Here is a 21,871-nt window from a genome sequence, read left to right on the forward strand (position 1 = left end):
CGATGGACGACAACCTCAAGGGTGCCCTTGAAGTGCGCCACCTGCAGAAGACCTATCGGGGTCGACACCGGGATGTGGAGGCCATTCGGGACCTGAACATCACCGTTGCCCCTTCGTCCCTGGTCTGCATCGTCGGCCCCTCGGGTGCCGGTAAGACGACGTTGCTGAAGTGCATGGCCGGTTTGCTCAAGCCGACCTCGGGCAGCGTGGTGCTGCACGGTGAGGAGGTCACCTCTCCCCCACGCGGGATGGCGATCGTGTTCCAGGAGTATCAGCGCAGCCTGTTCCCCTGGCTGACGGTGGCCCAGAACGTGGAGTTGCCGCTCAAGGAGCTCAAGCTCAGCCGCGCCGAACGCCACGAACTGGTCACCTCGTCGCTGGAATCGGTCGGCCTGGGCGATGCCGGCGACCTGCACCCCTGGCAACTCTCGGGTGGTATGCAGCAGCGGGTGGCGATCGCACGTGCGGTGGCCTACCAGCCCGAAGTGTTGATCATGGACGAGCCCTTCGCCGCGGTGGACGCCCAAACCCGCGCCGATCTGGAAGATCTGGTTCGCAAGCTCTGGAAGGACCTGGACCTGACGGTCCTGTTCGTGACCCATGACATCGACGAGTCGGTGTACCTGGGTGAACGGGTCATCGTGCTGTCGGCGGCACCCACCGTGGTGATGGCCGATGTCGAGATCGATCTGCCGGCCGAGCGCGATCAGATCGGCACCCGCAGCGATCAGCGCTTCGCCGAGTTGCGCACCACGATCTACCAGCACATCCAGGCCGCCAAACGTGGCGAGCGCCCGGATCGTGACGACACCGAGGCGGTGGCCGCGGCCGACTAGGCGATGGCGGCCAGCAGGGCTTCCAGCTTGGCCTCGTCGATCAGGCGATCGTCGCCGAGGATGCCGGTGGCGACCAGGACGTGGTCGACCAACCCGGCATAGCTGCCGATGTTGTCGACCGTGACCCCGCTGGCCAGGCCCAGCGGATGCCCGGCGAGCCCCTCGTGCAGGGCCTTGAGCCGGGTCAGATCGGCGGCATGACCGGTGCCGGGGCCGGAGGTGGTGGCCACGTCGACGTGATCCCGGGCCGCCGCGCCCAGGGCGGGCAGATCGGCCAGGGGTACCGGGTCCTGGTATTTGAAGGCCACGCCCCCGAAGTGCAGGCCCCGCCAGCTTTCGGGTAATGCCACTTTCGGGGCGGCCGAGCCCGGGGCCAGTGCGGTCACCCGATCGGCCCAGATCGCGGCCAACGGAATCTCGTCGCCGAAATGCTGGGTCAGTACGGCCAGGGCGTCTTCGATCGGGCGCCGGATGAAGTTCGCCCCCAGGAACAGGTCGCCGAACTCGCCGGCCACGGCGGCGATGGTGTCGATCAGGCGCTGGTCATCGGCGTCGTGGTCGATCAGGAATACGCCGTGGATCGGGTGCCGGACGACCTTGCGCACCTCGTGCACGGCCGCCTCGACATCCACCACGTGCACCACCGGATGGACAAACACTGCGGCCCCCTCTCACCAGGGGCACCACCGTAGCGCGGGCCAGATCAGTCCGGGAGGCGATGTGCCCCCGATGCCCGTGCCTCGGATCAGGTGCGTGGCATCAGCACCGTGGTGACGTAGGCGGCGTGATCCGACCGGCCGATGTCGGCCACCCGGCAGTCCTGTGCGTCCAAATCGGGGGTGATGAAAACGTGGTCGATCGGGGATCGCATGAAGCCCGGAAATCTGGTGTGCCAGGTACCGACCTCCCGGCCGCACTGTTGGGCGCTGTCGACCAGCTTGGTGCGCCGGGCCAACGGGCCGTGGCGCAGGGTGGCGTTGAAGTCGCCGGCGATGATCACCGGGCCACCGAAGCCCTCGGCGAAGGCGGTCACCCGGTCGAGATCGCCGCGCCACTCGCCGACCAGGGCCGGCAGTGGTGGCGCGGTATGCACGGCAACGACGGTCGGGATCTTCGGGTCGTCGAACTTCAGCGCCACGGTGCCGAAGGAGGTGACCGGCCCGGCGGTGAGGTGGGCTTCGCCGAGTTCGGCACGCACCACCACCGTGGTCGGCTCGATCTGCCCGGTGTAGCTGGGCGGCAGGCCGGCATCCGGCGTCCCGAAGACCTTGCCGCGGAAACCGGCGCCCCTCAGGAGTCTTTCGACCTCGTCGGAGGAGGTCTCCGGCAGCACCATCACATCGGGGGCGAAGGTGTCGATGATCTGCTGCAGATCGGCCCCGGTCAGGGTGGAGGCGGCATTGAAGGTGACGATGCGCAGCGGCGTCCGGGCCACATCGTCCGGGTTCGCCCTCGGGTACAGCACACCGGACGGGAAGAGCACCGGGACCAGTCCGGCAATCAGCCAGGTCACCGCGATCACCAGCGTGAGGCGTCGCCCACGCCGCAGCAGCATGATGGCAGCCCATATAAGACTCAGCCCGGCCAGCCCCATACCGGCCACATGCACGAAGGCCAGGCCCTGGCTGAACGGGGTCACCACGCTCAGACCGGCGGTCAGTTGGGGAAAGAGCCCCATGAGGATCACCGCCACCGCAGCGAGCAGCAACACGGCGGTCGGGAGAATGCGAAACACCCTGCCCGCGGAGGATCCTCCGTTGTCGGGCAGGGTGTTGTCGCTCGGGCCCCCGGAAAACACCGGGGAACGGTATCAGGCGGTGAAGAGTTCGTCCCCGGCTTGAACGTCCTTACCGAGGCATGGCAGCTCCAGCGAATCGGCGGGCCGTTCCATCACCACCATCAGCACCGTGGCGTGGATGTCGTCGCCGACCATCCGGTCGACATCCCAGCGGATCAGTTCCTGTCCGGCGCTGACCTCGTCACCATCGGCCACCAGCACCTCGAAGCCGGCACCGTCCAGCTTCACGGTGTTGATGCCCAGGTGCACCAGCAGCGCCAGTCCGTCACTGGTCTGCATCGCCACGGCGTGCGGGTGTACCTTCACCAACTTTCCGGCGGCGGGCGCGATCACGCTGGATTTCCCGGGACGGGGTTCGATTCCCACCCCGGGGCCCAGCATCTGCTCGGAGAAGACCGGGTCGGCCACCTCCGCCAGTGGGATCACTCTGCCGGCGACCGGCGAGATGATCTTGGTCACATCAAGTCCTCGATGTCCTCGGCGAGGTTGTCGGCCTCGGGGCCGACGACGACCTGAACGACCTTGCCATTGGCCATCACGCCGTGCGCCCCGGCGGCCTTCAATGCGCCCTCGTCAACCTTGGACGGGTCGTTCACCTCGGTACGCAGGCGTGTGATGCACGGCTCGATCTCGATGATGTTGTCGGCCCCACCGAGGCCGGCCAGGATCTTTTCTGCTTTCGAACTCATAACAGCCCCCTCGCTGTCGTTGACATTGTTCGAAAAGAGTAGCATGCTCATACGTACTGGTACAGGCCAGTCCGTACCAGTGCGAACCACTTACCCGGACTGCGACACCCAATGGAGGGAAACGCATGAGCACCGAAGCCGTCCCCGAGGGGGGCAAGAAGCGAGTGAACCTCGCACCCATTCAGAAGTTCGGCCGCAGCCTGATGCTGCCGATCGCATCCCTACCGGTCGCGGCTCTGCTGTTGCGACTGGGTCAACCCGATCTGCTCGGTGCCGACGGCCTGGGCTGGGACACCTTCGCCTCGGTGATCGGTGCCGCCGGTAATGCCCTGATCGGCAACCTGCCGCTGCTGTTCGCAGTCGGTGTGGCGATCGGCATGGCGAAGAAGGCCGACGGCTCCACCGCACTTGCCGCGGTCGTCGGCTACCTCGTTTTCAAGGGCGTCGGCGACGCGATGTCCCCGCTGGTGCTGGGTGAAGCCGCCGAGGGCGAGACCCAAGCACTGATCAACTACAACGTGCTCGGCGGCATCCTGATCGGTCTGCTCGCCGGCTTCCTGTGGCAACGGTTCTACCGCATCAAACTACCGACGTATCTGGCCTTCTTCGGTGGACGCCGCTTCGTGCCGATGATCACCGCCCTGGGCGCGCTGATCCTGGCTGTGCTGCTCGCCTTCGTGTACCCGGCCTTCAACACCGGCCTGACCGCGGTCGGCGAATGGGTCACCAACAACGCGATCATCGGTGGCTTCATCTACGGCACCCTGAACCGCCTGCTGATCCCGCTCGGTCTGCACCACATCCTGAACAACCCGCCGTGGTTCGTGCTGGGTGAGTTCACCACCCCGGGTGGCGAGGTCGTGCACGGCGACATCCTGCGCTTCCTGAACGGCGACCCGACCGCCGGAACCTTCATGAGCGGCTTCTTCCCGATCATGATGTTCGCCCTGCCCGCCGCCGCCCTGGCGATCTGGCACGAGGCCAAGCCGCAGAACCGCAAGGCCGTCGGCGGCATCATGCTGTCGGTCGCGCTGACCGCCTTCCTCACCGGCGTCACCGAACCGCTGGAGTTCGCCTTCATGTTCGTCGCCTTCCCGCTGTACGTGATGCACGCCCTGCTGACCGGTGTCTCCCTGGCGGTGACCAACGCCTTGGGAGTCAAGATGGGCTTCGGCTTCTCGGCAGGCTTGTTCGACTACGTACTGAACTGGAATATCGGTACTAAACCCTGGATGTTGATCATCATCGGGTTGGTATTCGCGGTGATCTACTACCTGCTCTTCCGCCTGGTGATCCGCAAGTTCAACCTGAAGACCCCGGGTCGTTCCGACGACGAAGTGGACATCAGCGCCGATCCGACGGCCTGAGGTGCAGGGAGTCTTCCGCCAACCGGGTGGGACGGTGGCGGCGGCCGGAACCGCCGCCACCGGCACCCTGAACACCCGACGGTTAGAGTGAGGTCATCATGCTGATCACGAGCGAACGAATCCTGACCGATGCCGGCGATCCCGCCCCGGGCTGGCTGGACATCGACGGCGACCGAATCACCGAGGTCGGACGGGGAACCCCTCCCCGGCAGGCCGATCTGATCATCGACGGACTGCTCATCCCCGGGTATGTGGACGCCCACTGCCACGGGGGCGGCGGGGCCGAGTTCGGCACCACCGACCCGGCCGACGTCGACACCGGGCTGCAGGCCCACCTACGCCACGGCACCACCTCCATCGTGGCGAGCCTGGTCACCAACACCATCGACGCCCTGCGCGAACAGGTGCGTCTGCTGGTGCCCCGGGTACAGGCCGGCGACCTGCAGGGCATTCACCTGGAGGGGCCGTGGCTGGCGGAGAAGTACAAGGGGGCCCACCCGGCCGACCTGTTGTCCGACCCCGACCCCGCTGCGGTGAACGACCTGCTGCAGGCCGGCGAGGGCACCATCCGAATGGTCACCCTGGCTCCGGAGCGGCAACACTCGATGTCGGTGATCCGGCTGCTCAACGAGCAGGGCGTGATGGCCGCCTTCGGACACAGCGACGCCAACTACCAGCAGACCAAGGAGGCGATCGCCGCCGGAGCACGTGGGGTGACCCACCTGTTCAATGCGATGCCGGCCCTGCGACATCGCGAACCCGGGCCGATCCTGGCCGCCCTGGAAGATCCCTCGGTGACCCTGGAGTTGATCTTCGACGGGGTGCACGTCGCGACCGACCTGTGTGCCTTCGTGATGCGGTCGTTCCCCGACCGGGTGGCCCTGATCACCGACGCGATGGCCGCTGCCGGTGGCGGCGACGGTGACTACATGTTGGGCAACCTGTCGGTGAACGTCTGCTGCGGGGTGGCTCGGCTGGACGATGGCAAGACCATCGCCGGCTCCACCCTCACCCTCGACCAGGCGGTCCGCAATGCCGTGGCGGCCGGGATCCCGGTGGGCCAAGCCGTCCACAATGCCACCGCGATCCCGGCTCGCTACCTCGGGTTGACCGATGTCGGAAGCATCGCACCCGGCAAGCGTGCCGATCTGGTGGTGCTGGACGACGACCTGCAGGTGCAGCGGGTGATGCTGCGCGGGTCGTGGGTCGGCACGGAGGTACCGGCCTCGAGTTGACGAACCGGGGTGATTTCACCCACTACCCACCCCCGACAAGCCGAACGGCCCATCGCAATCCGATGGGCCGTTCGTGCGTCCGTCGGCGTTACCGTTCGACGGCCGGTTGGCTGTTGTCCAGCGACATGTGCACCTGGTACATGTCGCCGCGGTAGTACGACACCACGCATTCCACCGGTAACCGCCCCGAGCGGGACACCCGTTCGAAGACCAACAACGGAGTGTTCACCGGGGCGTCGAGCATGTGTGCCCGCGCCCCCTGGGCGGCCTCACCCCACAGAGTTTGGTCGGCCCTGTCGATCACCCGCTTGTACTGGTGGGAGAACACCTCGTACAGCGAGCCCGACAAGTCGTGCTGCCCCAGCTCGGGAAAGATCGCATCGGGATACCAGCCGATCTCCACCGCCAGGGGCCGGCCGTCGGCCAAGCGCACCCGGGTGAGATTCCAGGCCTTCTCCCCCGGGTTCATGTTCAGCCTGCGCCCGATCGAGGCGGGCGGCTCGACCAGTTCGACCCCGACCACCCGGGTCGAGGGACGAAATCCGCGGCGCAGCATGTCCTGGGTGAACGAGGCCAGGTGCAGGTGGCTGCCGACCCGCGGGGTGACCGCGAAGGTGCCCTTGCCCTGTACCCGGCGCAGCAGGCCTTCGACCACCAGTGAGTCGATGGCCTTGCGCACGGTGGCCCGGGATACCTGGTAGCGGGCCATCAGATCCCGCTCGGAGGGGATCATCTGACCCGGGATGGCCTCGGCGGCGATCAGGTCACGCAGTTGTTCGTGTTTGGTCTGCGGACCGTCCAGAATCGGCATGGCCCGGGGTTTGCTGGTCATCACTACCTCCCGGGGCGCTCGATTTCACTGGTACGTACCCGATCGTACCCCCTGGGTGGTCACAAGGGGATGGTTACTCTCAGGAAAGCTGCGCAATCGGGGCGGAAACTGCCCCGGTGATCGCCATCAGGTCACCCGGAGCCAGTTCAAGATCCAAGCCCCGCTTGCCCCCGCTGACCAACACGGTGTCGAAGCCAAGCGCACTGTCGTCCACGATGGTCGGCAGGGCCTTCTTCTGCCCGATCGGGCTGATCCCGCCGACCACATAGCCGGTGGTACGTTCGGCCAGCTTCGGGTCGGCCATGGTGGCCTTCTTCGCGCCCAGGGCGGCGGCGATCGCCTTCAGGTTCAGTTGCGTCACCACCGGGACGATGCCCACTCCGAGCCCGTGATCGGTGTCGACCAGCAGGGTTTTGAACACCCGCTCTGGCTCGACGCCGAGAGCTTCGGCGGCCTCCAGACCGTAGGAAGTCGCGGATGGATCATGGGTGTACCGCCGGATCAGATAGTCGATCCCGGCCCGGTCCAGGGTGACGGTGGCGGGAGTGCCTCCGGTGTGCCGCTTGGCCATCTCGGCCCTACCCGAGCAGAACCCGCACGTCGGCGATGTCCTGTTGCATCTGTTCGACCAAGGACTCCACCCCGTCGAAGCGCACCTGACCGCGCACGTGGGCGACGAATTCCACGTCGATGTGATCGCCGTAGAGGTCGAGGTCGTCGCGATCCAGCACATGCGATTCGACCCGACGTTCCATCCCGTCGAAGGTGGGGTTGGAGCCGACCGAGATCGCCACCGGCAGGGTGCCCAGCTTGGGCTGTTCCCGGCAGGTCATCCAGCCCGCGTAGACCCCGTCCTGCGGGACGGCGTAGCCGTGCACCGCGAGCAGGTTCGCGGTCGGCACACCGAGTTCGCGGCCACGTTGGTCACCGCGCTGCACTTCCCCGCCGAAGCGGTACCAACGACCGAGCATGTGGGCCGCGGCGGTGACATCCCCCTCGGCCAGTACCTGACGGATCCGGGTGGACGAGGTCGGACCGGCCCCTTCCAACACCAGGTCGAGACCGTTCACCTCGAACTCGCCGTCGGCAATCTCACGCAGGGTGTCGACATTGCCGGCCGCGCCCCGGCCGAAGCGGAAGTTGTCCCCCACCACCACGTGGTCGGGGCGCAGTGGGCGAATCACCCGGTCGACGAACTCCGCCGGGGTCCACTGGGCGAGTTCGGGGGTGAAGTCCACGACCTGGGTGGCATCGGCGCCGGCCTCGGCCAGCAGTGCCAGCCGGTCTTCCAGGGTGGACAGCAGCAACGGACCGGTGCCGGGGCGGATCACCCAGTTCGGGTGCGGCCAGAAGGTCACCGCCATCACGTAGCCGTTGCCGTTGTGCGCCCGGGCGGCCTGCAACACCGCGCGGTGGCCCAGATGGACTCCGTCGAAGTTGCCGATCACGACCGTGGTTCCCACGCGCGTCTCCTCCTCGTCACCGGGACACGTCGTCCCGTTCGATGCTATCTCTCGTCGTGCCCGGTGGCCCGGGCCCCTCAGCCGCCCTGGGCGGGAGCGAAGACCGCGTCGGCCACCGCGGTGTCCCCGTCCGGAGTGTAGAGGGCCAAAAATGTGCCGTCCTGATCCAGGATCGCGCTGAGGGCGTCCAACCGCACCCGCAGCCGGCGTCCGTGCCGCACGTCGCGGGCGAAGTCCTCATCGACCAGCACGGTGGTGAAGGCCTCCGGCACCACCTCGTCCAGGCTGCGCAGGGTGACCCGGTCGACGTCGGCACCGATCGGGCAGGCGTCGTCCAGGGTCCACGGCCCGACCCGGGTGCGGCGCAGGCTGGTGAGGTGTCCCCCGGTGCCCAGGGCCGCGCCCAGGTCACGGGCCAGAGCACGGATGTAGGTGCCGGTACTGCAGTCGACCTTGACGTCGACGTCGACCACCGGCAGGCCGTCGGTCTCGGTGTGCCGCACCTCGAGGATGTCGAAGCGCCGGACGGTGACCTCGCGGGCCTTCAGCACCACGTCCTCACCGGCCCGCACCCGCGCATAGGCACGTTTGCCGTCCACCTTGATCGCCGAGACCGCCGATGGCACCTGCTTGATGGTGCCGCTGAGCGGCACGATCGCGGCGCGGATCGCGTCGGTGTCCAGGCCGGCTGCGCCGGGGCTGTCGGTGATCTCGCCCTCCGCATCGTCGGTGACGGTGCTCTGCCCGAGCCGGATGGTGGCCAGGTAGGTCTTGTCGCGGCCGGCCAGATGCCCGAGCAATCGGGTCGCCCGGCCCACGCCGATCACCAGCACACCGGTGGCCATCGGGTCGAGGGTGCCTCCGTGACCGACCTTGCGGGTGCCCAGCAGCCGTCGGACACGGCCGACGACCTGGTGGGAGGTCCAACCCGAAGGTTTGTCGACCACCACCAGGCCGTCGGTTCCGTTCAGTGGTCCTGCTCCTGGTCGTCGGACTCCGCACGCGGTTTGCGATACGGGTCGGCCTCACCGGCGTAGGCCGCCGCTGCCGCCTGCTCGGCCACCGCGGCGTCGCTGGCCCGGGCCCGGGCCAGGGCGTCCTCGATCTCCGCGGCCGTTTCGGGAACCGAATCGGGCACGAAGGTCAGCGACGGGGTGTGTCGCAGGCCGAGCTGCTTGCCCACCTCGGTGCGCAACATGCCGGTGGCCGAGGCCAGGGCGGCCGCGGTATCGGCATGGGCGGCGGCATCACCCATCACCGTGTAGAACACCGTGGCGTCCCGGGTGTCCCCGGTCAGCTCCACCCCGGTGACGGTGATGAAGCCGAGACGGGGGTCCTTGACCCGTCGCGCCAGCAACTGGGCAACCAGCGACTGGATGCGATCGGCGAGCTTCAGCACATGTGCCGATGTCATGGGCGTTCCCCTCTCAGTCGCGAGCCTTCTCGACCATTTCGAAGGTCTCGATGATGTCCTCGGTCTTGATGTCGGAGAAGTTCGACAGCGTGATACCGCATTCGAACCCTTCGCGCACCTCGGTCACATCGTCCTTCTCGCGACGCAGCGACTTGATGTCGGTTTCGGTGATGACGACCCCGTCACGCAGCAACCGCGCCTTGGCGTTGCGGCGGATGAGGCCGCTGAGCACCATACAACCGGCGATCGTGCCCGCCTTGGAGGAGCGGAAGATCTCCCGCACCTCGGCCTGGCCGAGCTGGACCTCTTCGTAGATGGGCTTGAGCATGCCCTTCAACGCGGCCTCGATCTCGTCCAGCGCCTGGTAGATCACCGAGTAGTAGCGGATGTCGACGTTCTCGCGGTCGGCCAGTTCGGTGGCCTTGCCCTGGGCACGCACGTTGTAACCCAGGATCACCGCACCCGAGGCCGCCGCCAGCGACACGTTGGTCTCGGTGATCGCACCGACACCACGGTCGATGACCCGCAACGAGACCTCCTCGCCGACATCGATCTGCGACAGGGTGTCCTCCAGGGCTTCCACCGAACCGGAGGAGTCGCCCTTGAGGATCAGCAACAGCTCCTGGGTCTCGCCCTTCTCCAACTGCTCGAACAGTTGGTCGAGGGTCTTGCGGCGGGCACCGGCGGCCTGCGCAGCGGCCCGGTTGCGGGCTTCGCGCTGGTCGGCGATCTGCCGTGCGGTGCGGTCGTCCGACACCACCAGGAAGGAGTCACCGGCCCCGGGCACCGAGGTCAGACCCAGCACCTGCACCGGCATCGACGGAGGCGCTTCGTCCACGTTCTCGCCGTGGTCGTTGATCAGGGCACGCACCCGGCCATGGGCCGGACCGGCCACGATCGAGTCACCGACCCGCAGCGTGCCGCGCTGCACCAGCACCGTGGCCACCGGGCCGCGGCCCTTGTCCAGGTGGGCTTCGATCGCGACACCCTGGGCGTCCATCGACGGGTTGGCCCGCAGGTCGAGGGCGGCGTCGGCGGTCAGCACGATCGCTTCGAGCAGATCGTCCAGACCCTGACGGGTGACCGCGGAGACGTCGACGAACATCGTGTCGCCGCCGTACTCCTCGGGCACCAGCCCGTACTCGGTGAGCTGTCCGCGCACCCGGGTCGGGTCGGCGGTGTCCTTGTCGACCTTGTTGACCGCAACCACGACCGGCACATCGGCCGCCGTGGCGTGGTTCAACGCCTCGATCGTCTGCGGCATCACGCCGTCGTCGGCGGCCACCACCAGCACGGCGATGTCGGTCGACTTCGCACCACGGGCACGCATCTGGGTGAATGCCTCGTGACCGGGGGTGTCGATGAAGGTGATCCGGCGATCTTGCTCGTCGACCTCGGTGCGCACCTGGTAGGCGCCGATCGACTGGGTGATCCCGCCGGCCTCACCGGAGACCACGTTGGCGTGCCGCAGGGCATCGAGCAACTTGGTCTTACCGTGATCGACGTGGCCCATCACGGTGACCACGGCCGGACGGTGTTCGAGGTCTTCCTCGTCGCCCTCGTCCTCACCGAACTCGATGTCGAACCGCTCCAACAGCTCACGGTCCTCGTCCTCGGGCGAGACGACCTGGATGTTGTACTCCAGTTCGGCACCCAGCAGTTCGAGGGTGTCGTCGGCCACCGACTGGGTGGCGGTGACCATCTCACCGAGGTGGAACAGCACCTGCACCAGCGAGGCCGCGTCCACGCCGATCTTCTCGGCCAGGTCGGTCAGCGAAGCGCCGCGACGCAGGCGGACGGTCTGACCGCCGCCCTTGCGCAGCCGCACGCCGCCGATCGACGGGGCCTCCATCTGATCGAACTCTTGACGCCGCTGCTTCTTCGACTTGCGACCACGACGCGACGGACCACCGGGACGCCCGAAGGCACCCTGGGTGCCCGAACCGCCACGACCACCGCGACCACCGCGGCCGCCGCCCATCGGGCCGCCACCGGGAGGGCCACCGCGACCGGGGCCACCGCCGGGCCCACGACGGCCACCGCCACCGGGGCCGCCACGGCCTCGGGACGGTGCACCGAGCTGGCCGGAGCTCTGCTTGGGCATCATCGCGGGGTTCGGGCGCGGCATACCTGCCACGCCACCACCGCCGCCACCGGGCCGGGGCCCGGGGCCACCACGCCCGGCCGGGGGACGCGGCGCGGGCCGGTCACCGGTGGGCGGGCCGGGGCGCGGACCGCGACGAGCGGTACCCATGCCCTGGCTGGAGGCGAAGGGGTTGTTGCCCGGACGCGGGCCACCGCGACGCGGCGGAGCCGGGGTCGGGCCGCCACCGGGCAAACCGCCGGTCGACCCCGGACGCGGACGCGCACCGGGAGCGGCCGGACGGGGGCCGGGACGCGGGCCCGGACGGGGTCCGGGAGTCGGGGTCGGCTCGGCGTCGGCAGCCGGACGCGGGGCCGGCGGCTTCGGGGTCGGCGCCTGTTCCTTGGCGGCCGGTTCCTGCGCGGCCGGCTTCTCGGGCTCGGCCGGAGCCGGACGGGTGGCCGGCGGCTCGGAACGGGTCGCCGGCGGTGCCGGACGGGCCGCGGGGGTTCCGGGACGCGTTGCCGGCGGCCCGGGGCGGGTCGCCGGAGGCGCCGACCGGGTGGCCGGGGGGCCGGAACGGGTCGACGGCGGAGCCGGCTTGGCCGGCCTGGTCGAGGGTGCTGCGGGGCGAGTGGCCGGCGGGGGCGCCGGGGCTGCGGCGGGCTTGGCCGCCTCTTCACTGCTCAACTTCTCGCGCAACCGCCGCACGACGGGCGCCTCAATGGTCGAGGAGGCCGAGCGAACGAACTCCCCCATGTCATTGAGTTTTGCCAGAACTTGCTTGCTTTCCAGTCCGAGCTCCTTGGCGAGCTCGTAGACACGGACCTTGGACACTACTCTCCTTCAGGTCCGGGCCTTGCGCCTGGACCGGTTTTAGTTGGTGTGCATGCTCATCGGTACGTACTCATCGAGTGGTCATGAGCGTTAAACCCACTTTCCTGACGTGTGCTGGCCCCGATCGGGACGCAGGCGCATCGAGTACTCTAACGCGTTTCACCGTCATTGTTGAAACCGAAGGCCGGATCGAGCCGGATTCGGTCGTGATTCACCTCGCTGCGACGCAGCGCCCGACCCACCGCGCGACGACGGCAGGCGGTCTCCACGCAGGTGGCCTCGTCATGCACCCAGGCCCCGCGTCCGGGCAGCGCCTTGGCCGGGTCGACGACCACCCGGCCGGCACTCTCGTCCCAGACCAGACGCACCAACACGGCGCGGTCGTCGACCCGGCGGCACCCCACACAGGTGCGCTGCCCGATCGTCACGTGCGTTACTTCACCGAACCCTGGGTCAGGCCGGAGACGATCCAGCGCTGCAGGAACAGGAACAACGCCAGGATCGGCAAGGCGGCGATGATCGCCCCCGCGGCGAACTGACCCCAGTTGGCCGACAACTGGTCGGACACCCAGCCGTACATGCCGACCGCGACCGTCCAGTTCTCCTCCGACTGCAGGATGACCTTGGCCAGCATGAAGTCGTTGAAGGTCGAGATGAAGCTCAGCAGCCCCACCACGGTCAGGATCGGCATCACCAGGGGCAGGATGATCCGCCAGTAGATGTGAGCATGGGAGGCCCCGTCGATCTTGGCCGCCTCGTCCAGTTCCTTGGGCACGGTGTTGAAGGTGCCGTACATCAAGAAGGTGTTCACACCCAGCGCACCACCCAGGTACACGCAGATCAGGCCGATCTTGCTGTTCAGACCGAGGAAGGGCACCACATCACCCAGCAGCAGCAACAGCAGGAAGATCGCCACGAAGGCGAGCAACTGCGGGAACATCTGCAACACCATCAGGAAGGTCAATCCGAACTGACGTCCGGCGAACCGGTAGCGCGAGAAGGCGTAGGCGGCCGCAGCGCCCATCAGCACCGTGCCCAGCGAGGTGATCACGCCGATGATCAGTGTGTTGGCCAGCCAGCGCCAGAAATAGGTGTCCGACAGCTTGACGAAGTTGTCCAGGCTGAAGGTGGTGAACATCGCATTCGACCCGGTCAGCGTCCCGCCGGGGTTCAGTGCCGCGGACAGGATGTACAGGATCGGGAAGGCCGCGAAGATCACCGCGAGGATGCCCACCACGTGCCGCCAGCCGACGTCGGCGAAGACCTTGCCGAAGCTGCGCTTGCGGTGGGTGTCGGCGGTCACCTCGGGCTCGGAGGTTTTCGGGGTACTCATCTCAGTCCTCCATCTTCTGCGACAGCCGGAAGCTGATCGCCGACACCGTGGCCACGATCAGGAAGATCACGATCGACAACGCGGAGGCCAGGCCGTAGTTGCGCGCCGCCGACCCGTCCAGGCCCGAAACCGAATAGACCATCGTGATCAACAGGTCGGTGGCCCCGATCGGGGCCGAAGTGTCGGTGAATCGTGGCCCACCACCGGTGAGCATGTAGACCAGGTTGAAGTTGTTGAAGTTGAACGCGAACGACGAGATCAACAGCGGGGTGACCGCGATCAACAGCAGCGGCAGGGTGATCTGGCGGAACTGCTGCCACCCCGTGGCCCCGTCGATCTTGGCCGCCTCGTAGACATCACTGGGAATCGCCTGCAGGGTGCCGGTGGCGATCAGGAACATGTAGGGAAAGCCCATCCACAGGTTGACCACGATGATCGCGAGCTTTGCCAACCATGGGTCGCTCAGCCAGGCCACCGGCATCCCACCCAACAGCACCTCGTTGACGAAGCCGAAGTCGCGGTTCAGCATGCCCTTGAACAACAGGGCGGTCAGGAAGGCCGGGAAGGCGTACGGCAGCAACATCAGCGTGCGGTAGATCTTGCGGCCGCGCATGCGTTCGCTGTTCATCACGATCGCCAGGAACAGTCCCAGGAAGAAGGTGCTGAGCACCGAGGCGAGTGCGAACACCACGTTCCAGGTGAGCACCTTCAGGAAGGGCCCCGAATAGCGCGCATCGCTGAACGCGGTGGTGAAGTTCTCCGCCCCGACGAAGACCCGCCAACCCACCGTCAGGGTGGAGCCGTCGTCGGCCTCGAACTGACCGCGTTTGTTGGCCTTGTAGACCTTGCCGGTGTCGGCGTGGGTCATCGAGTCGGTCTGGGGGTCATAGGTGACCACCGAGCGGTAGGCGTAGCCGGTGCGGGCGTCCTGGGTGCCGATGGAGCCGGCGTTCGCGTCCTCGGAGACCGGCACCCGCAGTTCGGTGACCTCCTTGCTGCGCGAGACCGCGTCGGCCCAACTCAGCACCTTCCAGCCGGGCACCTCCTTGATGGTGGTGCCCTCGACAACCGCGTCGGGCACCTCCTCCAGCGGCTGGTCCTTGGTGCCGACCTTGACCACGTCGTCCTGCACCACCGCGAAGCCGAGGTCGGTGCTGGGGAAGGCCTTCTCGACCACCACCAGTGGCATCGCCTTCGACCCTTCGACCCGGCGCTGGTTCTGCATGATGTTGGCCGCGATCGCATCGGCCTTGTCGGAGTTGTGTCCGGCCCCGTAGTTGGTGAAGGCCACGTAGCCGGTGTAGCCCACGGTGAAGACCTGATAGATCAGCAGGAAGGTCAGGCCGGGTAGCAGGTACTTCAGCGGCAACATCCGCTTGGTGAAGTACACGATGTCTGCCAACACCACGAAGAAGATCGTGACGGCCAGGATGATCCAGGACTTCTGGACCCAGGCCGAGTAGATGATGTAGACCCCGAGTGCGTTGATCAGGGCCATCAGGACGAGTTTCAGGAAGAAGCCCGGACCAATGGCGGTCGCGTGCGACTCCCGAGCTCTCTTGGTGCGACGCTCCGGGGGCGCTTCCGGTTGGGACATCGTTGTTCTCCGTGGTCGGCGTCAGGGGAAAGTCTGCGGGTGACTGTGGGGCGCACGCATGTGTCGTACGCCCCACAGTTCGGGTCAATCAGCCGGTCAGCCGATGGCTCCTTCGATGTCGGAGACCATCTTCTGCCAGGCCTGGGACGGCTCGGCGTCACCGTTGATGATCTGCGCCTCGGTCACACCCCAGAAGTTCCACACCGCGGACATTTCGGGGATCGAGGGCATCGGCTTGGCGTCCTCGGCGATGTCGGCGAAGCCCTTCGCCAGCGGATCCGAGGAGATCTCCTCGGCGGCTTCCTTCATGGCCGGGGTGCGGTTGCCCGCCTCGAACATCTTGACCTGGACGTCCTTGGTGCCGATGTAGTTCACCAGGAACTCGGTGGCCAGGATGGCGTTCTCGGTCTTGGACGAAACGTAGAAGCCCTGCACACCGATGAACGGGGCGGACGGCTCACCGCCGGCGGACGGGATCGGGTCGACCGCGAGTTCCATGTCCTTGAACTCGTCGATCAGCCAGGGGCCACCCACCATGTAGGGGGCTTCACCCTTCTTGAAGGCATCCCGGGCGATGTCGTAGGTGATGGAGGTGTTCAGCACGCCGTCACCCTTCTTGCCGTGCTGGGCCAGCCACTTGGCGAAGGCCTCACCCTTCTCACCACCGAGGGCGAGCTTGTTGGAGTACGAGCCGTCGTCGTTCTGCTCGAACACCGGGGCGCCGAAGGAGTGCTGGAAGGGCGCCATGGTGTAGGGGTCACCCTTGTCGCTGACCTGAATCAGGAAGGGGTACTTGGTGCCGGCTTCCTTGCCCTTGGCGATCATGTCGTCGAACTTGTCGGGTGCCGGATCCTTGGCCAGCTTGGTGTTGCGGATCAGGCCGAGGTTCTCCACCGCGTAGGGCACGCCGTAGACCTGCCCGTCGAAGGTGAAGGCCTCGAGGGCCACATCGGTGAACTCATCGGAGCGGTCGCCGAACTCCACCGGGGAGACCACACCGTTCTGGGTCAACTCGCCCAACCAGTCGTGAGCACCCACGGTGATGTCGGGCCCTTCACCGGTGGGTACCTGGGCCAGGAAGTCGGCCCGGATGTCCTCGAAGTTCTTCTGTACCAACTCGACCTTGGCGCCGGTGTCCTTCTCGAAGGCGTCCGCCGCGGCCTTGGTCGGGGCCATGCGGGTTTCATCCACCCACACGGTCAGGGTCTTGCCGGTGCCGTCGGGGGCTTGGCTCTTCTCGCCACCATCGGGATCACCGCTGGTTCCTCCACCGCCGCCACAGGCGGTCAAGGTCACGACCGCGGTGGCGATGAGTGCTGCTCCGATGCGTCGACGCATGCGATTCTCGCTTTCCTACCTAGAGGTGAACGGATTTATGCTCACATTCAGAACCCTAGCCCCATGGTTACCGGCGAGTCAGGAGGGCGTGCCCGTTTCGTTATGGTGTGGTGATGGCGGCCTTGAAGAGCACCCGAAAGCACCCCTGGTGGCACGACGCGGTCATATATCAGGTCTATCCGCGATCGTTCGCGTCATCGTCCGGCCCGGTCGGAGATCTGGCTGCGATCACCTCCCGGCTCGACCATCTGGTGACCGTCGGGGCGGACGCGTTGTGGCTCTCACCCTGCTATGTCTCGCCGCAACGTGACGGCGGCTACGACGTGGCCGATTACCGCGCGATCGACCCCCAGTTCGGTGATCTGGCCGATATGGACGAGCTGATCGCCGAAGCGCACCGACTGGGTCTGCGGGTGCTGGTCGATCTGGTGCCGAACCACACCTCCGATCAGCATGCCTGGTTCCGGGCGGCTCTGGCGGCGGGCCCGGGCGGTGCGGAGCGGGAACGCTACTGGTTCCGGGAGGGGCACGGTGAGCAGCCACCCAATGACTGGCTGTCGGTCTTCGGTGCCGGAGCCTGGACCCGGGTGTGCGACCGGCCCGATGCCCCCGGTTCGGCCTGGGCCGAGGACGAGTCGTGGTACCTGCACCTGTTCGACAGCAGCCAGCCCGACCTGAACTGGACCCACCCCGAGGTGCTCGCCGAGTTCGACGACATCCTGCGGTTCTGGCTGCGCCGCGGGGTGGACGGTTTTCGGGTGGACGTGGCCCACGGGCTGGCGAAGGATCCGGAGTTGCCCAGTTGGGAGCACCGCGCCGAGATGGCCGGCCACGGCGACCAACCGCAGGCCCCGATGTGGGACCGCGACGAGGTGCACGAGATTTACCGCAGGTGGCACCGGGTGCTGGCCGAGTTCGGCGAGGATCGGATTCTGGTCGCCGAGGCGTGGGTCGACCCGCCCGAGCGGTTGGCCCGCTACGTCCGCGCCGATGAGATGCACCAAGCCTTCAACTTCGATTTCCTGAGTTGCCCCTGGCACGCCGAGGACCTGCGCCGGGTGATCACCGAGACCTGTGCGGCCAACGAGGCCGTCGGGGCTCCGACCACCTGGGTGTTGTCGAATCACGATGTGGTGCGTCATGCCTCCCGGCTCGGGCTGGCCGTCACCGGCAAGGGCCCCAACGGCATCCGCCCCGGCGAGCCCCAACCCGACCCGGTGTTGGGCGCCCGGCGGGCCCGGGCGGCCACCGCACTGATGTTGGGCCTGCCGGGCAGCGCCTACCTGTATCAGGGTGAGGAACTCGGGTTGCCCGAACACCTCGACCTGCCCGATGAGGTACGTCAGGACCCGGCCTTCTTCCGTACCGGCGGCGCCGAGGCGGGCCGGGACGGATGCCGGGTACCGCTGCCCTGGGAGGGGGACGCACCGGCCTTCGGCTTCTCCCCCACCGGCGAGTCGTGGCTGCCACAACCGGCCGAATGGGCCGACCTGGCCGTCGACCGGCAACTGGCCGACCCGTCCTCAACCCTCTCGCTGTACCGCGATCTGCTGCGCCGACGCCGCGAACTCCATCTGGGCCGGGGAACCTGGGAATGGCTGGACACCCCCGCCGGCGTGTTGGCCGGGGTCAACCGGGCAGACCCCGCCGGCAGTGACCGCGCGGAGGTGTTGGTGATCTGCACCGTCGAGGCCCCCTGGCAGCTACCGGACGGGTGGCGGGTGTTGATGGCCACCGATCAGGTCGGTGCCGACGGCGGTATCGACGAGGCGATCACCGTGTGGGCGGTGCGCTGAGCCCCACCGCGTGGCCCCTTGGCCGCACACCGGTACCAAAACCACCAACTCACCCCCGCCATCGGCGGGTTTCGGGCCGAATCCGGTGGGTGAGTTGGGGGTTTGGGTACCCCCGGTGCTCGCCCACCGGCCGAAACCGTCAGGACACCTTGACCCCGCGCAGACTGAAGCCCGCCGGGCTGGGCACCCATTGGGTGACCTTCGGTCCGCTGGTGGTCAGGTAGCGGCGCACGCTGCCATTCGGGGCGACCACGAGCACGTCCGGTTTCGTCTGGTCGGTGCCGACCATGGCCGCTCCCCCGGCCAACTGGTAGTTGCCGGTCCAGCCCGTGCCGACCACCCTCGAATAGCGGATCGTGCTGCGTCCGTTGCCGGCGTGGACGTACAACCGGCCCGAGGAGTCACGGGTCACGAAGTCGGGGGTTCTGCCGCCGGTCATCCGGCCGCCGGCGGTGATCGCCAGGTGGCCCTTCACGGTGGTGGCGATGGTGTTCACCCCGTTGAAACCGCCCGTGCCGTTGCCGCCGTAATAGAGCACCCGGCCGCCGGAACCGTCCAGGGCCAGCAGCCCCGGGCGGCCATCGCCGGTGAAGTTGTGCACTCCGGCGACCTGGGTGAACTGGTTCCACCCGGCCCCGATCTGCCGTCCGGTCTGGTCGAAGCGTCCGCCGCCCAGGCCGCGGTGCAGCCTGAGGTATCCCTCGCCGGTGATCACCAGCAGGTCGGGGTGGGCGTCACCGTCCCAGCGCCCGGCGTTGATCACCGCCTTGGTGTTGCTCGGGACGGTCAGCACCCGGGTCTGCGGCACGGTGGCCTTGGTGAAGGTGAGCCGGTGTCGGCGCAAGGACCCGTCGCGACTGTCGACCACATGGGTGGCGATGTCGGCACCGGTGCTCGCAGTGGGCAGGATGCTGCTCGCCCACGACCAGGAGCCCGCGATGGCTGTGGTGGCGTAGAGCTGTCCGCTGCCCGATCCCCAGCCGATCCGCAGACTGCCGTCGCTGCGCCGGATCAGCAGATCGCCGCGGCCGTCGCCGTTCAGGTCGTTGACGCCCGAGATCTGCCGCACCGATCCCAGGTTGGCCGACATGGTGATCATCGCTGCGGTGCCGTTGCCGCTGGCCGGCAGCACGACGGTCCCGCCGCTGGTGGTGCGGGCCACCAGTGCGGTGCGTCCGTTGACGAACCGCGGCACCATCGTGGCTTGGCTCAATCCGCGCCAGGTACCGGCATGCAGGCGCACCCGGGGTTGGAACGTGCCGTTGGTGCGACCCCGGTAGAGGTACAGCTTGCCGTCGGTGCGGTTGCGGGCAATCACATCGGGAATCCCGTCACCGTTCCAGTCCGCACCGCCGGTGATCAGGTCGAAGTACTGCCAGCCGTGATCCATCAGGGTGGGGGCGGCGTACCGTCCGGCCGCGTTGCCCCGGTACAGCCACATCTGGCCGTTGGTCTGTACTCGGATCATGTCGGCCCGGCCGTCGCGATTCACATCACCGGCACTGATCGTGCGCGCCCCGCCCGACCAGGGCTTGCGGATCACCGAGCCCGGGCTCAGGGCGCTGCGTTCCCCGGATGCCCGCAGGGGTTGGGCCACCGATACCGCGGTGCCGTTGCGCACCACCAGATCGGCCTTGCCGTCACCGGTCAGGTCACGGTTGAAGTTCTCCGGACCTCCGCCGCTGTAACTCGACTGGTAGGCCCGGGTTTGGGTGCGGAAGCTGCCCATCTTGCCGTAGATGTAGCGCCCCGGACAGCTGGTGGCCGAGGAGTCGCGGTGACCGGAGATCGCCGGGAATTTTACTCCTCTCGAGGTGGTCAAGGTGGCATAGGTGTTGACCTTGTGCAGGCTCATCTTCCAGCCCGACACTCGGGCCATGGTGTCCATCGCCACCGCCGGGGGCTGCACCTTCTCGTAGTCGCCCATCAGCGAAATCCCGAAGGTGATGTGGTTCGTCCCATAGGCGTGGGCGCCCTGTACGGCGCGGGTGAGACCGCCGTAGCGGCCCTCCCAGGCCCGTCCGTACTTGTCGACCAACACGTTGTAGCCGATGTCGCTCCACCCCAGGGTTTGGGTGTGGTAGCGGTAAATGCCGCGGATGATGCCGGGCACCTGTTCGCGGGTGTAGCTGTTGGAACCGGCGGTGTGGTGCACCACCACGCCCTGGACTTTGGCATAGACCGGCGGCGAGCCGCGCAGGGATTCGTCGGCACCCCAGTCGCGGCGGGAGTAGATCACCGGCCCGGACGAACTACTGGAGGCGGTGGCCATCGAGTCGGCCGCCGCGGTGCGCGGGTCGACCACGGTCAGGCTCGGGGCGATGCCGGTGGCCGAGACCGTGGCGACCTGCATCGTGGTGGCACCGGTCAACACGACCGGTTCGGTGCCCACCGAGGTGGCGCCGGGCTCAACGTGGGCCAGATCGACGGCCTCCCAATCGGTGGTGCGGCCATCGGTGCTGGTGCGCAGGAAGACTTGGACGTCCTCCGTCGACTCCGGCCAGGAAATACCCGCCACGCTCAGGTCCTGCTCGGTTGCGTGAGTGGCCACGTGCACGGTGCTGTCCTCGGTGTTCACCGGTAGGTCGAGGCCTCGGGCATCGGGGGCGGCCAACGGGTCATCGGATTGCGGGGCCTCGGCAGCGGGCGAGGGAGTCTGCTCCGGTTCACTCGGCTCAGCCGATTCCGGCTCACCGGACGTGGTGGGCTCGGCCTCATCCGTACCGTCGGATTCACCGTCCCCCGTGCCGTCCGGTTCGGGAGCCTCGCTGCGAGCGGTGGTGTTCCGGTCGCGGGCGTCATCGGCCTCGGAGGTCGTCGCGTCGTCCTCGCCTTCGGGCAAGGTCTGGTCGACCTCGGATTCCGGAGTCGTCCCGTCGTCCTCGCCTTCGGACGTGGTGTCGGCCTCGGGTGTCGTTGCGTCGGCCTCCGGGCCGGGTTCGGCTTCGTCCTCCGCCGGAGCCTGCGAGGGCTCGGCCGCGGTGGTGGCCGGACTGGGCGTCGTGGCGGCCGACTCCTGGGGGATCTCGTCCAACTCGACCTCGGTCGAAGACGTCTGTACCGGACGCGCCTGGTCGATGACCGGGGTCGGTTCTTCCGCGGCGGCGCCCTGGGAGGTATCCACCGGGGCACTGTCGCCCGCCCCGGGGTCAGGTCCTCCGGGGTCCGCCTGAGCCACCGGCACCATGGTGGTGATCACCAGAAACAGTGCCAACGGCAACGTGACTACTGCCGAAGCTGAACGCACACGCAT

General features: G+C 67.6%; 19 protein-coding genes. 4 read left to right on the top strand and 15 right to left on the bottom strand.

Annotated features, from left to right (window positions below; translation table 11 throughout):
- Positions 1-2: 2 nt before the first annotated feature.
- Positions 3-836 (top strand): ABC transporter ATP-binding protein, encoded by an 834-nt coding sequence (locus tag ACR4XW_RS00325; protein WP_434758517.1) that lies wholly within the window; start codon positions 3-5, stop codon positions 834-836.
- Here ACR4XW_RS00325 and ACR4XW_RS00330 read toward each other — a convergent pair.
- From ACR4XW_RS00330 to ACR4XW_RS00345, 4 genes are all read right to left on the bottom strand, one after another.
- Positions 833-1,495, bottom strand: a complete 663-nt coding sequence (locus tag ACR4XW_RS00330; protein ID WP_434758518.1) for a BtpA/SgcQ family protein — start codon at positions 1,493-1,495, stop codon at positions 833-835. The genes ACR4XW_RS00325 and ACR4XW_RS00330 overlap by 4 nt on opposite strands.
- Positions 1,496-1,581: 86 nt before the next feature.
- Positions 1,582-2,571, bottom strand: a complete 990-nt coding sequence (locus ACR4XW_RS00335) for an endonuclease/exonuclease/phosphatase family protein (RefSeq protein ID WP_434758519.1) — start codon at positions 2,569-2,571, stop codon at positions 1,582-1,584.
- A 75-nt stretch (positions 2,572-2,646) separates the two neighbouring features.
- Entirely contained in the window at positions 2,647-3,093 is a 447-nt protein-coding gene (locus tag ACR4XW_RS00340) for a PTS sugar transporter subunit IIA (RefSeq protein ID WP_434758520.1), read from the bottom strand.
- Positions 3,090-3,368: a PTS sugar transporter subunit IIB gene (locus ACR4XW_RS00345; protein WP_434758521.1), complete on the bottom strand. Its 279-nt coding sequence runs from the start codon at positions 3,366-3,368 to the stop codon at positions 3,090-3,092. Before ACR4XW_RS00345 ends, ACR4XW_RS00340 begins: the two co-directional genes overlap by 4 nt.
- Before the next feature lie 80 nt (positions 3,369-3,448).
- Between ACR4XW_RS00345 and ACR4XW_RS00350 the strand changes: the two genes are divergently transcribed.
- Positions 3,449-4,690 (top strand): PTS transporter subunit EIIC, encoded by a 1,242-nt coding sequence (locus tag ACR4XW_RS00350; protein ID WP_434758522.1) that lies wholly within the window; start codon positions 3,449-3,451, stop codon positions 4,688-4,690.
- A 98-nt stretch (positions 4,691-4,788) separates the two neighbouring features.
- Positions 4,789-5,925 (top strand): N-acetylglucosamine-6-phosphate deacetylase, encoded by a 1,137-nt coding sequence (gene nagA / locus ACR4XW_RS00355; protein ID WP_434758523.1) that lies wholly within the window; start codon positions 4,789-4,791, stop codon positions 5,923-5,925.
- An 88-nt stretch (positions 5,926-6,013) separates the two neighbouring features.
- Here nagA and ACR4XW_RS00360 read toward each other — a convergent pair whose 3' ends face one another.
- The 10 genes from ACR4XW_RS00360 to ACR4XW_RS00405 form a co-directional block, all read right to left on the bottom strand.
- The gene (locus tag ACR4XW_RS00360; RefSeq protein ID WP_434758524.1) at positions 6,014-6,757 is read right to left on the bottom strand and encodes a GntR family transcriptional regulator; all 744 of its coding nucleotides are present in this window, start codon (positions 6,755-6,757) and stop codon (positions 6,014-6,016) included.
- Between the two features lie 79 nt (positions 6,758-6,836).
- A complete protein-coding gene (ybaK, locus tag ACR4XW_RS00365) occupies positions 6,837-7,328 on the bottom strand; it encodes a Cys-tRNA(Pro) deacylase (RefSeq protein WP_434758525.1) in 492 nt (163 codons plus the stop codon).
- Positions 7,329-7,335: 7 nt separating this feature from the next.
- Complete coding sequence (locus ACR4XW_RS00370) at positions 7,336-8,220, bottom strand: bifunctional riboflavin kinase/FAD synthetase (protein ID WP_434758526.1); 885 nt, start codon at positions 8,218-8,220, stop codon at positions 7,336-7,338.
- Between the two features lie 77 nt (positions 8,221-8,297).
- On the bottom strand, positions 8,298-9,191 hold the full coding sequence (truB, locus tag ACR4XW_RS00375; RefSeq protein WP_434759379.1) for a tRNA pseudouridine(55) synthase TruB: 894 nt from the start codon (positions 9,189-9,191) through the stop codon (positions 8,298-8,300).
- The gene (gene rbfA / locus ACR4XW_RS00380) at positions 9,188-9,634 is read right to left on the bottom strand and encodes a 30S ribosome-binding factor RbfA (RefSeq protein WP_434758527.1); all 447 of its coding nucleotides are present in this window, start codon (positions 9,632-9,634) and stop codon (positions 9,188-9,190) included. The genes truB and rbfA overlap by 4 nt, the downstream gene beginning before the upstream one ends.
- A 13-nt stretch (positions 9,635-9,647) precedes the next feature.
- Positions 9,648-12,554: a translation initiation factor IF-2 gene (infB, locus tag ACR4XW_RS00385; RefSeq protein WP_434758528.1), complete on the bottom strand. Its 2,907-nt coding sequence runs from the start codon at positions 12,552-12,554 to the stop codon at positions 9,648-9,650.
- A gap of 149 nt (positions 12,555-12,703) precedes the next feature.
- Positions 12,704-12,982: a YlxR family protein gene (locus tag ACR4XW_RS00390; RefSeq protein ID WP_434758529.1), complete on the bottom strand. Its 279-nt coding sequence runs from the start codon at positions 12,980-12,982 to the stop codon at positions 12,704-12,706.
- Positions 12,983-12,987: 5 nt separating this feature from the next.
- Positions 12,988-13,887, bottom strand: a complete 900-nt coding sequence (locus ACR4XW_RS00395) for a sugar ABC transporter permease (RefSeq protein WP_434758530.1) — start codon at positions 13,885-13,887, stop codon at positions 12,988-12,990.
- A gap of 1 nt (position 13,888) precedes the next feature.
- Positions 13,889-15,484, bottom strand: a complete 1,596-nt coding sequence (locus tag ACR4XW_RS00400) for an ABC transporter permease subunit (protein ID WP_434758531.1) — start codon at positions 15,482-15,484, stop codon at positions 13,889-13,891.
- Positions 15,485-15,580: 96 nt separating this feature from the next.
- Positions 15,581-16,822, bottom strand: coding sequence for a sugar ABC transporter substrate-binding protein (locus tag ACR4XW_RS00405; RefSeq protein ID WP_434758532.1), 1,242 nt, complete (start codon positions 16,820-16,822; stop codon positions 15,581-15,583).
- Between the two features lie 113 nt (positions 16,823-16,935).
- Between ACR4XW_RS00405 and ACR4XW_RS00410 the strand changes: the two genes are divergently transcribed.
- Positions 16,936-18,618: a glycoside hydrolase family 13 protein gene (locus ACR4XW_RS00410; RefSeq protein WP_434758533.1), complete on the top strand. Its 1,683-nt coding sequence runs from the start codon at positions 16,936-16,938 to the stop codon at positions 18,616-18,618.
- A gap of 139 nt (positions 18,619-18,757) precedes the next feature.
- Here ACR4XW_RS00410 and ACR4XW_RS00415 read toward each other — a convergent pair whose 3' ends face one another.
- A complete protein-coding gene (locus ACR4XW_RS00415; RefSeq protein ID WP_434758534.1) occupies positions 18,758-21,742 on the bottom strand; it encodes an FG-GAP-like repeat-containing protein in 2,985 nt (994 codons plus the stop codon).
- Positions 21,743-21,871: the final 129 nt, after the last annotated feature.

The organism is Pseudenemella bisphenolivorans (assembly GCF_051133435.1).
Taxonomy (GTDB): domain Bacteria; phylum Actinomycetota; class Actinomycetes; order Propionibacteriales; family Propionibacteriaceae; genus JAAYAO01.